14 protein-coding genes are annotated in these 14178 nt (G+C 63.3%); 12 read left to right on the top strand and 2 right to left on the bottom strand.

The features are described from left to right. Positions 1-241: 241 nt before the first annotated feature. Both ACUDP5_RS11495 and ACUDP5_RS11500 read right to left on the bottom strand, forming a co-directional pair. A complete protein-coding gene (locus ACUDP5_RS11495) occupies positions 242-1840 on the bottom strand; it encodes a methyltransferase regulatory domain-containing protein (protein WP_445658809.1) in 1599 nt (532 codons plus the stop codon). 169 nt (positions 1841-2009) lie between these two features. After that, positions 2010-2765, bottom strand: a complete 756-nt coding sequence (locus ACUDP5_RS11500) for an RNA polymerase sigma factor FliA (protein ID WP_025138913.1) — start codon at positions 2763-2765, stop codon at positions 2010-2012. A 430-nt stretch (positions 2766-3195) separates the two neighbouring features. Here ACUDP5_RS11500 and flhD point away from each other — a divergent pair, with 430 nt between their 5' ends. The 12 genes from flhD to cheZ all read left to right on the top strand — a co-directional run bounded on the left by flhD (position 3196) and on the right by cheZ (position 13997). Then, positions 3196-3519 (top strand): flagellar transcriptional regulator FlhD, encoded by a 324-nt coding sequence (flhD, locus tag ACUDP5_RS11505; RefSeq protein WP_006219025.1) that lies wholly within the window; start codon positions 3196-3198, stop codon positions 3517-3519. Positions 3520-3549: 30 nt separating this feature from the next. After that, positions 3550-4131: a flagellar transcriptional regulator FlhC gene (gene flhC / locus ACUDP5_RS11510; protein WP_263911995.1), complete on the top strand. Its 582-nt coding sequence runs from the start codon at positions 3550-3552 to the stop codon at positions 4129-4131. A gap of 117 nt (positions 4132-4248) precedes the next feature. Beyond that, positions 4249-5118 (top strand): flagellar motor stator protein MotA, encoded by an 870-nt coding sequence (gene motA, locus ACUDP5_RS11515; RefSeq protein ID WP_263911996.1) that lies wholly within the window; start codon positions 4249-4251, stop codon positions 5116-5118. Positions 5119-5129: 11 nt separating this feature from the next. Next, positions 5130-6119 (top strand): flagellar motor protein MotB, encoded by a 990-nt coding sequence (motB, locus tag ACUDP5_RS11520; RefSeq protein WP_025138910.1) that lies wholly within the window; start codon positions 5130-5132, stop codon positions 6117-6119. A gap of 2 nt (positions 6120-6121) precedes the next feature. Further along, on the top strand, positions 6122-6502 hold the full coding sequence (locus ACUDP5_RS11525) for a response regulator (protein WP_263911998.1): 381 nt from the start codon (positions 6122-6124) through the stop codon (positions 6500-6502). Positions 6503-6531: 29 nt separating this feature from the next. Beyond that, positions 6532-8652, top strand: a complete 2121-nt coding sequence (gene cheA, locus ACUDP5_RS11530; RefSeq protein WP_263911999.1) for a chemotaxis protein CheA — start codon at positions 6532-6534, stop codon at positions 8650-8652. A 15-nt stretch (positions 8653-8667) separates the two neighbouring features. Then, positions 8668-9168: a chemotaxis protein CheW gene (gene cheW, locus ACUDP5_RS11535; RefSeq protein ID WP_025138907.1), complete on the top strand. Its 501-nt coding sequence runs from the start codon at positions 8668-8670 to the stop codon at positions 9166-9168. Between the two features lie 91 nt (positions 9169-9259). Next, positions 9260-10963: a methyl-accepting chemotaxis protein gene (locus ACUDP5_RS11540; RefSeq protein WP_445658810.1), complete on the top strand. Its 1704-nt coding sequence runs from the start codon at positions 9260-9262 to the stop codon at positions 10961-10963. A gap of 8 nt (positions 10964-10971) precedes the next feature. Further along, positions 10972-11826, top strand: coding sequence for a CheR family methyltransferase (locus ACUDP5_RS11545; protein ID WP_445658811.1), 855 nt, complete (start codon positions 10972-10974; stop codon positions 11824-11826). Between the two features lie 30 nt (positions 11827-11856). Next, a complete protein-coding gene (locus ACUDP5_RS11550; protein WP_445658812.1) occupies positions 11857-12915 on the top strand; it encodes a protein-glutamate methylesterase/protein-glutamine glutaminase in 1059 nt (352 codons plus the stop codon). 50 nt (positions 12916-12965) lie between these two features. Then, positions 12966-13355: a chemotaxis response regulator CheY gene (gene cheY, locus ACUDP5_RS11555; RefSeq protein WP_006387517.1), complete on the top strand. Its 390-nt coding sequence runs from the start codon at positions 12966-12968 to the stop codon at positions 13353-13355. A gap of 9 nt (positions 13356-13364) precedes the next feature. Next, on the top strand, positions 13365-13997 hold the full coding sequence (cheZ, locus tag ACUDP5_RS11560) for a protein phosphatase CheZ (RefSeq protein WP_445658813.1): 633 nt from the start codon (positions 13365-13367) through the stop codon (positions 13995-13997). Positions 13998-14178 lie beyond the last annotated feature (181 nt).

Genomic DNA, 14178 nt, shown 5'->3' on the forward strand with positions numbered 1-14178 from the left:
CCCAAGGAGAGAAAGGCTTCTTCAAACCGGGCAGCTGAGCCGCCCAACTGTAACGTGAAGAACTGACTTAGTTGCTTTCAAGTTCGTCCGTTGCCAGGATTACGGCATTGCCAAATCAATCTTTAGGGCTAATTCGCGAAAGTCGTACTTTTTTCTGTTCCCGCCCTCGTTGTATTCTCCAGAGCCTGATTCTGCGCGGACAGAGAGCTCTATTGAATATAGGGGACGGGATATTGTGGCTTTAGCTCAGGAGGCCGCCCACTCGCAAGGCCGAGAGGATGCGGACCAGCAAAGCTTGGGCGACCGGGTCGGCGTTGCGGGCTCCCTTGAGTTCCAAGCCGTCTGGGTGAGGAACGCGACCAGACGTCAATGCATCACGCAGTTTCGTGCGTAATTCGGCCTGGGTCAGTGAGCCATCCAGCAGAGATGCGACATAGCGGGTGGCGGGGTCCGTACTCAGATTGACTGTCTGATGCCAAAGGTTTGAATGGCCGACTTGCAGGGATTGTTGGCTTGCCGCAATTATCAATTCACGAGCGGCGGGGATCAGGGCTGGCTTGCCTGGGCTGTTGAGATAACAAACAGGTTCGCAACGGTAGCGCAAGGCGCCGCAATTGAGCAGCGTGACGAGATTCAGGAAGGTGGCGTGTTCCAGGTCCGCACCCTTATGGGGGGATTTGGTGCCAGTGACGGCGCAAACTTGGTCGAACGAAAGCGATGCGGGCCAGGTCTGCTGCAGGGCTTCGATCAATGCGATCAACGATGCGTCGTGCGTGGCCAGACCCAAGTTGGATGGAGTACGGAAGTGCCGTTGCTCAGCGTTGGCCTGGTCGCGCTGCGTATCCGTGGCAAGTTGCGCGGCAAAGTGCATCGAGTTGAAGAAACTGGCTTCGGGGCGGTCCAGAATTTGTTCGGCACGCTCGGCATGCACCAACAAGCTCTGGCGGAATTGTCTGCCCACGGCGAAATCCAGGTATTGCTCCCGCATGAGGCGGTCAGCGTCGGAGGATAGCGACGAGAGCATTGCCGCTGTCGCAGTTCCGTAGTTCGAGGCGAAGGAGCCCTCGGGTTGGGCGTCGCTGACGTACGTGAGGGCCGCTTGTTGGATATTGGCGGCGAATTCCAGGAAATAGCACGGGGCGTTGATTGTCTCGAGATACTCGTGGAACAGGTAGTGGTCCGGATGCGGGCTGAGCTTGTTTGCAGCTTGCTGCAAGGCTTCACGCATAGGATTGCTCGGTGCAAGGCCGAATTCCATCAACTGCAGCATCTCCCTGGCTTTTTTCAGCTTTTCGGCGGGAGTAGTGGCCCCGAAGCTGTTCAATTGCATTGCATCTCGCAGCACGTCCGACGCCTTCCAGCCGGGATAGGTGTTGTAGCTGATGTAGGCAATGCCGTTCGGGGCGAGGTTGTCGCGGCATACGCGCAGGATGGCCTCGCGCACAACGGGCGGGACCCAGCTGAAGACGCCGTGGCAGATGATGTAGTCGAACTTGCCCAGGCTGTCGTCAATGTCCGTGATGCTCAGCGCGCGCAGGTCCAGATTGCGCAGGCCCAGTTGTTGCACGATTTTCCGTCCTGCGGCGATCTGCTCCGGAGACAAGTCGATGCCGACCACGTCCGCGTCAGGGTAGGCGGCGGCGAAGGGAATCAGGTTGCCGCCCGCAGCGCTGCCCAATTCAAGCACGCGAGCCTTTTCCAGCGGTGCGGAATCCAGGCCGTACAGGTGGGCGACCGCCCGCAAGTGCCCCGGAGCAGTCTGCGCGAAAGCGTTGGACGTGTAAGGGGTTTCGTCGTAGGTATCGGAAATTGCCTGATTCAGCAGATCGGGTTCAGTCATCTCGGGGTCCATGTCTAGGCAATCGCTTGCCTGGCGTCTTTGCCGTGCGAAAAGAGGTCAACGGTAGGTCAGCAGCCTACCAGCCGGGGCGCCGCGCGGAAGGCTTGAAAAGGGGCGGAAAGTGCCGGGGTTTTGGTGGGTTGCCGCGACGGCGCCCGCCAGGCCGCGCCTAGATGATCTGCGCGATCTGCCCTTCCTGGGGCAAATCCTGCCAGGCCTGCTCGCGCAGCTTGGCGCGGATGCGGGCGGTGGCCTGCGAGCGCAGCTGGCAGACGCGGGCTTCGGTCACGTTCATGATCGCGCCGATTTCCTTCAGGTTCAGGCCTTGCTCGTAGCACAGCGACAAGAGCAGCTTTTCGCGGTCGGGCAGGGTGTCGATGGCGTGGATGAGCGCCTGGCGGAAGTCGCCGGCCAGGAGGGAATCCAGCGGATTGCCGCCGGCCGAGCCGTGGTTGAGCGTGGCGGTCCAGTCGGTCTGGCCGGAGGCGGCGTCGGGCTCGGTGGCGAAATCTTCGTAATGCACGATCTGCACGCCCTGGGCGTCGTGCAGCAGCGTCTGGTATTCGTTCAGCGGCATGTCCAGCTGCTGCGCGATCTCGGCCTCGGTGGGGGCGCGCATCAGGCGCTGTTCCAGCTGCTGGATGGCCTGTTCGATCTTGCGGGCCTTGGCGCGCACGCTGCGCGGCAGCCAGTCCTGTCCGCGCAGCTCATCGAGCATGGCGCCGCGGATGCGGGTGGTGGCGTAGGTTTCGAACTGGGCGTCAGCCGTTTCCTGGTAACGCCGCACGGCGTCCAGCAGGCCGATCATGCCGGCTTGGATCAGGTCGTCCAGTTCGACGCTGGCCGGCAGCCGGGCGAGCAATTGCAGGGCCAGCTTCCGCACTAGCGGGGCATATTCGACCAAGCTGTCATCTGCGTGGGGCATTGCGGGAATGTCGGGCGGTGTCCATCGTGACGCGTCGTCGGTTGTTGTCAATTTGCGACATTGTCGACAAACGCGCGGCTGCGATAAAGCTAGCAAGATTCTGTGATCGGCAAGGTGTCATTGTCGGCAAAAGCCGTTATTTCATTCCTTAAAGCACGCAACGTTTTGAATGCTTATTTGGCAAATTGACGTAGATTTGTCAGGGATTTCTATGTCAAGGTGTATCGAAACGCCCGAGTTGCGCAATATCAACAAAGATTTGTCATATAAGTCATAGAAAATGACATGACCTGTGGTAAATTTTACTTAAATTGCGAACAAATGATACATTTCGCATTAAAACAGGATGCAGCGGGCAGGGCGCAACAGTGTTGCGAATTGTCCTTGGTTATCAAGCCCCTTCGGTGGGATAGGGAATAGGGAGTCGGGCGTGCAACAAGTCGAAAATTCTTTGCTGGCAGATATTCGCGAAGTGAATCTGTCTTATTTACTGCTCGCACAGCGCATGCTGCGCGATGACTATGCTGCATCGATGTTCCGCTTGGGTTTCAGCAACGAAGTTGCCGATATCCTGATGCGTCTTTCTCCGGCTCAGCTGGTGAAGCTGGCCAGCTCCAGCTCGCTGCTGTGCCGTTTCCGTTTCGACGATTACAGCCTGCTGTCCGCCCTGACGCACGACGTGCTGGGCGGCGCGCTGCAACAGGCGCACGCGACGATCCTGCTGGCCAAGCAACCTGTTGAAGAACTGGCCTGACGGCCTGTCGACCCCACTGGGACACGTGTAATGGCCACCAAGAGCGTTTCGCAGGAAGCGGATGACATTCTGCTTGCCAGCTCCATGATCACTTTGGGGGCGCGGCTGCAGGTGCTGGAGGCTGAAACCAGCCTGAGCCACGACCGCCTGGCACGCCTGTACCGCGAAATACGCGGCTGCTCGCCACCGAAGGGCATGCTGCCGTTTTCGGTTGACTGGTTCATGACTTGGTTGCCGAATATTCATTCGTCGCTCTTCTACAACGTGTATTCGTTCCTGAATTCGCGTACCAGCAGCAAAGGCATCCGCGCCATCATCGACGCGTACCGCCTGTACCTCGAAAACGCCGGCGTGGACAGCGCCGAATCCGCCGAACCCGTGCTGAGCTTTACCCGCGCGTGGATGCTGGTGCGCTTTTTCGACAGCGGCATGCTGCAGCTGTCCGCCTGCCGCCAGTGCGGCGGCCATTTCATTGCGCACGCCCATGATCCGCAGTCGGATTTCGTGTGCGCGATCTGCCGTCCGCCACCCCGGGCGGGCAAGACCCGCGCCGCGGCCAAGGCGCGCGCCGGCAGCCGTCCCGCACCCGCCGTGGACGCCGCCCGCTCCTGAGCGGCGTTTCCAAATACATCAAAAGCCCTGGAAAACTCCCCGTAACCCGCCTTTTTGGGTCGGGGGGAACAGGGGATCATTGACGCCGGTTTTAGACTTCGTTGGCAGGGGCCTGATGTGTTGATTGTTATCGGTTTTCTCGTGGTGATCGTGTCGGTCGTCGGCAGCTTCATAGCGCTGGGCGGCCACTTGGGCGCGCTTTACCAGCCGTTCGAACTCACGCTGATCTTTGGCGCCGCCTTCGGCGCCTTCCTGGCCAGCAACAGCAAGAAGTCCTTGATGCTGGTCAAGAACGCGCTGCCCGACATGCTGAAAAGCTCGCGCTACGGCAAGGACGTCTACATGGAGCTGATGGCGCTCCTGTACGTGCTGCTGAACAAGGCGCGGCGCGAAGGCCTGATGGCCATCGAATCGCATATCGAGGATCCGGCCTCCAGCCCGATCTTCAGTGAATACCCGCGTATCGCCAAAGACGCCAAGCTCATGGAGTTCATCACGGACTACCTGCGCATCATGATCAGCGGCAACATGAGCTCGTTCGAAATCGAAACGCTCATGGACGAGGAAATCGAGACCTACCGCCACGAGCGCGAAGTGCCTGCCAATGCGCTCAAGCAGATGGCCGACGGGCTGCCGGCCTTCGGCATCGTGGCCGCGGTGCTGGGCGTGATCAAGGCGCTGGCCGCCGTGGACCAGCCGCCGGCTATCCTGGGCGACCTGATCTCCAAGGCCATGGTCGGCACCTTCCTGGGTATTTTGCTGGCCTACGGCTTTGTCGGCCCGATGGCCTCGCGCGTCGAACGTCGTTCGGACGAAGCCATGAAAGTGCTGGAATGCATCAAGACCACGCTGCTGGCCAGCATGAACGGCTACCCGCCGCAGCTGGCGGTGGAATTCGGCCGCAAGGTGCTGTTCTCGTCCGTGCGTCCGACCTTCGGTGAGCTGGAAGAGCACGTCCGGCAGACCAAGTCGACCGCCAAGGCCTGACGGAGCGGGCCATGAGCACGGTAAACAACCACCGTGTGGTGATTCGCCGCAAGAAGGTCCACGGCGGCGGACACCACGGCGGCAGCTGGAAGATCGCCTACGCCGACTTCATCACGGCGATGATGGCGTTTTTCCTGGTGATGTGGCTGATCAGCATCGTGCCGCGCGAAGAACTGAAGGGCATCGCGGAGTACTTCCGCATGCCGCTGCGCGTGGCATTGACGGGCGGCCCCAGCAGCTCGGCCGAGACCAGCGCGGTGCCCGGCGGCGGGCGCGACCCCCTGCGCAACGACGGCGATGTGCGCCGCGCCCAGGGCAACCGGGTCGAGGCCCAGCCCATGGGCGACGCCGAGCGGCGCGACCAGCACCGCCTGGAAAACCTCAAGAAGCGCCTGGAAAACGTCATCGAGAACAGCCCGGTCCTGAAGAGTTTCCGGCCCCAGCTGCTGATCGACCTGACCACCGAAGGCCTGCGCATCCAGATCATCGACAACCAGAACCGCCCGATGTTCGCGACGGGGCGTGCCGAAGTGCAGCCCTACATGCGCGACATCCTGCGTGAATTGGGGCCGGTTCTGAACGAGCTGCCCAACAAGGTCAGCATCTCCGGCCATACCGACGCGTCGCAGTACGCCCGCGGCGAGCGCGCCTACAGCAATTGGGAGCTGTCGGCCGACCGCGCCAACGCCTCGCGGCAGGAATTGGTGGCCGGCGGCATGAACGAAAGCAAGGTCATGCGCATCCAGGGTCTGTCTTCCAGCATGAGCCTGGTTAAAGATGATCCGTATGCGGCCGTTAATAGACGTATCAGCCTAGTGGTGCTCAACCAGAGCACCCAGCGGCGCATCGAAAACGAGAACGCCGCCGCAGCGGACGTGAGCGCCAAGGATGCCCGCGAGGTTGGAACGGCCGTGGAGGCGGTGCAAGCCGCCGCCCAGGCCACGACGGCAACCAAGCAGGGCGAAACGGCGGCAACGCCGCAAGCTGAAGGGGCTCGATAGCAATGGCGGCAACGATTCTGGTGGCGGACGATTCGGCGACGATGAGAATGATCGTGCAGGCGACGCTGACGGGCGCGGGGTGGAAGGTGCTGACGGCCGGCAACGGCCAGGAAGCGCTGGAGATGGCCAGGCGCCATCCGGTGGATCTGGTGGTCAGCGACTGGAACATGCCCGTGATGGGCGGCCTGGAGCTGATCCAGGGTTTGCGTGAGCAGGACCAGTACCTGGATGTGCCGGTGCTGGTGCTGACCACCGAAGACGATGTGGATAGCAAGATGGCCGCTCGGGATCTGGGCGTTTGTGGCTGGCTTTCCAAGCCGGTCGACCCCGATGTGCTGGTGGAATTGGCGTCCGAATTGCTCGATGAGCAGTCCGGCGCGTAAGCAGGTTCATTTATGAAGGCGTACGGGTCATGAGTTCTGGTTTGGATCTCAGTCAGTTTTACGAGACCTTTTTCGACGAAGCAGACGAACTGCTCGCGCAAATGGAGCAGCTTCTGCTCGAGCTCGACGTGGGCGCGCCCGACATCGAGCAGCTCAATGCCATTTTCCGCGCGGCCCACTCGATCAAGGGCGGCGCGGCCACGTTCGGCTGCTTCACGCAGCTGGCGGGCACGACCCATCTGCTGGAAAACCTTCTGGACGCGATCCGCCGCGGCGAAATGGCGCTGCGCACGGACATGATTGATATTTTCTTGGAAACGAAAGACGTGCTCAAAAGCCAACTGGATGCCTACCGGGCCTCCGAAGAGCCCGATGACGCCGTGTTTGAGCGTATCTGCGCGGTCTTGAGGCAGCTCGCCCTGGAGCACAAGGACCCCGCCGCCGCGGCGCCCGCTCCGGCCCCTGTTGCGGCACCCGTTGCGGCGCCTGTCGTGGCGCCCGCGCCGGTGCAGGCCGCGCCTGAACCAGTGGCCGAGGTGGCCGCGCCCGCCGACACGGCCGGACTGCCGCTGCGCGTGCGCATCACCAAGGTATCCGACAAGGACGCCGAGTCGTTGCTGGAAGAAATGGGCAACCTGGGCCAGGTCAAGGCCAGCGAGCGCGCCAATGGCGTGCTGACCGTGTGGGTGGACAGCACCTGCACGCCGGACGATATCGAAGCGGTGTGCTGCTTCATCGTCGATGCCGACCAACTGAACATTGCCCGTGAAGCCGCGCCCGCCGCGGCAGCGCCGGCGGTGGCCGAGCCGGTCGTGGCCGCCCCGGTGGCCGCTGCCCCGGTCGAGGCGCCGCCCGCTGCGGCTGCGCCGGCCATGGCGGAATCCGCCGCGGCGGCCGAAGCCATCTCGCAGGCCGCGCGCACCAGCCGCGCCGCCGCGCCGGCCCATGCCGACAAGGAATCGACGTCGATTCGCGTGGGCGTGGAAAAAGTCGACCAGGTGATCAACCTGGTGGGCGAACTGGTCATCACCCAGGCGATGCTGGCGCAGACCGCGTCCACGCTGGACCCGGTGCTGCACGACCGCCTGCTCAACGGCATGGAACAGCTCGAGCGCAACGCGCGCGACCTGCAGGAAGCCGTGATGTCCATCCGCATGATGCCGATGGACTACGTGTTCAGCCGCTTCCCGCGCCTGGTGCGCGACATTGCCGGCAAGATGGGCAAGCAGATCGAACTGCAGACCTACGGCCGCGCGACCGAACTGGACAAGAGCCTGATCGAACGCATCATCGATCCGCTGACCCACCTGGTGCGCAACAGCCTGGACCACGGCATCGAGACGCCTGAAAAGCGCGTCGCCGCGGGCAAGGACCCGGTGGGCCAGCTGGTGCTGTCGGCCCAGCATAACGGCGGCAACATCGTCATCGAAGTCAGCGACGACGGCGCCGGCCTGAACCGCGAGAAGATCCTGAAGAAGGCCATGGCCCAGGGCCTGCCGGTCAACGAGAATTCGCCGGACGACGAAATCTGGCAGCTGATTTTCGCGCCCGGTTTCTCTACCGCCGAAAAGGTCACCGATATCTCGGGCCGCGGCGTGGGCATGGACGTGGTGCGACGCAACATCCAGGACATGGGCGGCCACGTGCAGCTGTCGTGCGAGCCGGGCAATGGCACCACCACGCGCATCGTGCTGCCGCTGACGCTGGCGATCCTGGACGGCATGTCGGTGCGGGTGGGTGAAGAGACCTTCATCCTGCCGCTGAACCACGTGACCGAATCGCTGCAGCCGACCAACGACCAGATCTATTCCGTGGCCGGCAACGAGCGCGTGATGCACGTGCGCGGCGAATACCTGCCGCTGGTGGAAATGCACCGCGTGTTCTCGGTCAGCGAAGCCCAGACCGACCCGACGCAGGCCATCGCGGTCATCATGCAGGCCGAAGACCGTCGTTTCGCGCTGCTGGTGGATCACCTGATCGGCCAGCACCAGGTGGTGGTCAAGAACCTGGAATCGAATTACCGCAAGGTCCCCGGCATCTCCGCCGCCACCATCCTGGGCGATGGCAGCGTGGCGTTGATCGTCGACGTATTTGCGCTTGCGCGCGCCAACCGTGAGCGTTGGTCGCAGCCCGAAGCCATTCTGAATTGATGGAGAAATAGCCCCATGGCAGCCAAACCGCAAGCGCAAGCCGCGCGCAATGAAGATGTCGGCAACGAGTTCCTGGTGTTTACGCTGGGCGACGAAGAGTACGGCATCGACATCCTGAAGGTGCAGGAAATCCGCGGCTACGACGCCGACACGGTGACCCGCATCGCCAACGTTCCGCCCTTCATCAAGGGCGTGACCAACCTGCGCGGCATCATCGTGCCGATCGTCGACCTGCGCATCAAGTTCAACCTGGGCAGCGTCGAATACAACGAGCAGACCGTCGTCATCATCCTGAACCTGGATCGCCGCGTCGTCGGCATCGTGGTCGACGGGGTGTCGGACGTGCTGATGCTGAACGCCGGCCAGATCCGTCCGGCCCCGGAGTTCGGCGCCACGCTGTCCACCGAGTACCTGACGGGCCTGGGCACGGTGGACGAACGCATGCTGATCCTGGTCGACATCGAAAAGATGATGACCAGCGACGAAATGGCATTGGTGGAGAAGGCCGCCTCCTGATCGGAGCGGTCGGAATCCAGTGAGATGAGCGCGCCATATTGAACCAATATGGCGCTTTCCTTAACGATTGCAGTCAGGAGTGGTTCTTGTGATGCGCAAGTTTTTCGCGAACATGACGATACGCAGCAGCCTGTTGTGGGTGCTGGCGTTCTTCTCATTCATGTTGGTGATTGGAGCGGCGCTCGGCGTACTGTCGCTGCGCATCAGCAATGGCACCCTGGCGGAAATCAAGCAATCGCAGGAACTGGACGACGCGGTGGGCCGCGTCGTGTCCAGCTATAAAGATACGCTGAACGGCCTGGGCCGTTCGGCTGCGGCCAATTACGCCGACATCGTGCGCAGCGTGGGCCAGCCCACGCTGTTGGCGCAAGGTCTGTCCAGCGAGGCCGCCGGCCTGCTGGAGCGCGCCAAGGCGTCGATGAACAAGGGCCAGGCCGAGTTCGATTTCTTCAAGACCCTGCCCAAGCCGGCCGAAGCAGCCGAGTCGCTCAAGGAAGTCGAGGACGCCTACACCGCGCTGGTGCAGCAAGGCCTCACGCCGCTGGCCGCCGCGCTGGAAAAGGCCGACATGCCGGCCTACCAGGCGCAGGTGCAGAAGGTGCAGGACGCGCTGGAAGGGCGTTTTGCCCGCGCCGTGGAAGGCTTTGATTTCTGGCGTGCCAGCAAGATGCTGGATGCGCACGAGGTCGCGCAGGTGCGTTACCAGTTCGTGCTGATGGCCGTCAGCGCCGGCGGCGTGATCGCCGCGCTGCTGGTGTTTGCCACCTATGTGTTCCTGCGCCGCCGCGTGTTGCAGCCGCTCAAGGAAGCCGGCCACCATTTCGACCGCATTGCCGGCGGCGACCTGACCGCCCGCGTGGAGGCGCGCAATACGAATGAAATCGGCCAGTTGTTTGCCGCGCTCAAGCGCATGCAGGAAAGCCTGACCCGCACCGTGGCGTCGGTACGCCGCGGGGTGGACGAGATCAACGTCGGTTCGCACGAGATCGCGGCCGGCAATACGGACCTGTCCAGCCGCACCGAGCAGCAGGCGGCCTCGCTGGAAGAGACCGCGGCATCGATGGAAGAGCTGGCCTCGACCGTGAAGCAGAATGCCGACAACGCGCGCCAGGCCAATCAGCTGGCGGCCAGTGCATCGGACGTGGCCGAGCGCGGCGGTTCGGCGGTGGCCGAGGTGGTCAACACCATGCATGGCATTTCGGCCAGCTCGCGCAAGATCTCGGAAATCGTGTCGGTCATTGACGGCATTGCGTTCCAGACCAACATCCTGGCGCTGAACGCGGCGGTGGAAGCCGCGCGTGCCGGCGAGCAGGGCAAGGGCTTTGCGGTGGTGGCGGGCGAAGTGCGCTCGCTGGCCCAGCGCAGCGCGCAGGCGGCCAAGGAAATCAAGGGCCTGATCGAGGACTCGGTGACCAAGGTGGGCGCGGGTTCGCAACAGGTGGAACGTGCGGGCGCGACGATGCAGGAAATCGTGGCGTCGGTCAAGCGCGTGACGGACATCATGGGCGAGATCTCGGCGGCCTCCGAAGAGCAATCCAGCGGCATCGACCAGGTGAACCGCGCGGTCTCGCAGATGGACGAAGTGACGCAGCAGAACGCGGCGCTGGTGGAAGAAGCCGCAGCCGCGGCCGGCTCGCTGCAGGAACAGGCCCAGCGCCTGGCTGAAGCGGTGGCCGTGTTCAAGATCAATGCGGGTGAAGTGATTGAAGTGCCGGCGCACCGGCTGTCCTCGGGCCGCGCGGCCCAGGACGATTCGCGATTGCAAGCGCCTGACGCGCTTGCCCTGGGACATTGAGGGCAGTGGTGGCGACAGCAGCAAACCCGGCACCGTCCATTTCGGTGGACCGCCAATTCGATTTTCGCGACGCGGACTTTACCCGCGTGCGCAAGATGATCCACGCGCGCGCCGGCATCTCGCTGGGCACGCACAAGCGCGAAATGGTCTACAGCCGGCTGGCGCGGCGCCTGCGGGCGCTGGGCCGGCAGGATTTCGGCAGCTACCTGGACCAGCTTGAAAACGAGCCCGACGCGGCCGAATGGGAAGATTTCGTCAATGCGTTGACGACCAACCTGACGGCGTTTTTCCGCGAATCGCATCACTTCCCGATCCTGGCCGATTTTGCGCAAAAGCGCGGCGGTCCGGTGTCGGTGTGGTGCTGTGCGGCGTCGACCGGCGAAGAACCGTATTCCATCGCCATCACCCTGGCCGAGGCGCTGGGCCCCCGAGCCAGCGGTTCGACGGTGCTGGCGACCGATATCGACACCAACGTACTGAACCGGGCCCGCACGGCGGTCTATCCGGCCGAACGCGTGGCCAAGATGGAAGAAAGCCGCCTCAAGCGCTTTTTCCTGAAGGGCCGCGGCGCCAACGCCGGCCAGGTGCGGGTGCGGCCCGAGATCGCCGACATGGTGCGCTACGAGACCTTGAACCTGCTGGCGCCGTCCTGGCCGATCAGCGAGAAGTTCGATGTGATCTTCTGCCGCAACGTGATGATCTATTTCGATAAACCGACCCAGGCAAAGATACTCGAGCGTTTTGTTCCGCTGCTCAAGCCGGGCGGCCTGCTGTTCGCGGGCCACTCGGAGAACTTTACCTATATCAGCCGGGATTTCCGTCTGCGCGGGCAGACAGTCTACGAATGCGTGGGTCGGGCTTAGGGCTTACGCCAGACCGAGGCGGTAAAAACAATGCAGAAAATCAGAGTGTTATGTGTGGACGACTCCGCGCTGGTGCGGGGGCTGATGACCGAGATCATCAACAGCCAGCCGGACATGGAGGTCGTCGCGACCGCGCCGGATCCGTTGGTGGCGCGCGAGCTCATCAAGAAGCACAACCCGGACGTGTTGACGCTGGACGTGGAAATGCCCCGCATGGACGGGCTGGATTTCCTGGAAAAGCTGATGCGCCTGCGGCCGATGCCGGTCGTGATGGTGTCGTCGCTGACCGAACGCGGCGGCGAAATCACGCTGCGCGCCCTGGAACTGGGCGCCATCGACTTCGTCACCAAGCCCAAGCTGGGCATTCGCGACGGGCTGCTGGAATACACCGAACTGATCGCCGACAAGATCCGCGCGGCCTCGCGCGCCAAGCTGCGCGCGCCCAGCCCGCACGCGGCTGCGCCGGCACCGTCGCCGATGCTGCGCCGGCCGCTGTCCAGCTCGGAAAAGCTGGTCATCGTGGGCGCGTCCACGGGCGGCACGGAAGCCATTCGCGAGGTGCTGCAGCCCCTGCCGCCTGACAGCCCGGCCATTCTCATCACGCAGCATATGCCTGCCGGCTTCACCCGGTCGTTCGCGCAGCGTCTGGATGCCCTGTGCGCGGTGACGGTGCGCGAAGCCGTGCACGGCGAGCGGGTGCTGCCGGGCCACGTCTACCTGGCGCCGGGCGGCGATACGCACATGCGCCTGGGCCGCAGCGGCGCCAACTACGTGATCGAGCTGGAAGCCAGCGAACCCGTGAACCGCCATCGCCCGTCGGTGGACGTACTGTTTAATTCCGCCGCCGTGGCAGCGGGCAAGAACGCCATCGGCGTCATCCTGACCGGGATGGGCAAGGACGGAGCGGCCGGCATGCTGGCCATGCACCGCGCCGGCGCCCACACCATGGCGCAGGATGAAGCCAGTTGCGTGGTCTTCGGCATGCCCCGGGAGGCTATCGCGATAGGCGCGGCTGACGAAGTGGTGCCGCTGTCGGCGATGAGTGAGCGCATTCTGACTCGCCTGGGCGACCGGGGGCACCGCGTCTGACGCGGACGTCTCCCCGATCGGTCTCAAGCACATTTCTTTTGGAGTTGAAGATGGTAGACAAGGGCATCAAGATTCTGGTGGTGGATGACTTCCCCACCATGCGGCGGATCATCCGCAACCTGCTCAAAGAGCTGGGTTTCGAGAACGTGGACGAGGCCGAAGACGGCGCCATCGGCCTGGAGAAGCTGCGCAACGGCGGCTTCCAGTTCGTCGTGTCCGACTGGAACATGCCCAACCTGGATGGCCTGGAAATGCTCAAGCAGATCCGCGCCGATGCCTCCCTGGCTTCGCTGCCGGTGCTGATGGTGACGGCCGAGGCCAAGAAGGAAAACATCGTTGCGGCGGCCCAGGCCGGCGCCAACGGTTACGTGGTCAAGCCTTTCACCGCGGCGACGCTGGAAGAGAAGCTGGTCAAGATCTTCGAGAAAATTGGCGGCTGAGGTGCGTGAATGAGCACGACGCAGAATGTTGACCCGGCCGAATCCCCGGACCTGATCCACCGCATTGCCTCGCTGACCCGCATGCTGCGCGACAGCATGCGCGAGCTGGGCCTGGACCAGGCCATCAAGGACGCGGCCAACGCCATCCCCGATGCCCGCGACCGCCTGCGCTACGTGGCGCAGATGACCGAACAGGCCGCCAACCGCGTGCTGAACGCCACCGAGGCCGCCGGCCCGATCCAGGACGGCATGTCGCGTTCGGCCCAGGCGCTCGATAGCCGCTGGCAGCAATGGTATGACCAGCCGCTGGAATTGCCCGAGGCCCGCGAACTGGTCAAGGACACCCGCGCCTTCCTGCAGGACGTGCCCAAGCAGACGCAGCAGACCCAGTCCAAGCTGATGGAAATCATCATGGCGCAGGACTTCCAGGACCTGACCGGCCAGGTCATCATGCGCATGATGGACGTGGTCGGCGCGATCGAGCGCGAGCTGCTGCAGGTGCTGCTGGACAGCGTGCCGCAAGAGCGCCGCGACGAGGCCAACAGCCTGCTCAACGGTCCGCAGGTCAGCCCACAAGGCAAGACCGACGTCGTGACCAGCCAGGACCAGGTCGACGACCTGCTGGCCAGCCTGGGTTTCTGACCGCTGGGTCCGGCGGCGGCCGGGATGCCTGTCCCGTCCGCCGCGTTGCTTGACCAGGCATGGTCGTATTCCCTAAGAGTACGAAGCCGCACGCTTGGGTAGACTGCACAACCATAAGAATCGGGGCCAGCAGCAAGAGACAGGGCGCGCCCGCCGCGTCCAGGCAACGGATGCCCATAGA

Source organism: Achromobacter sp. NCFB-sbj8-Ac1-l, assembly GCF_052695805.1.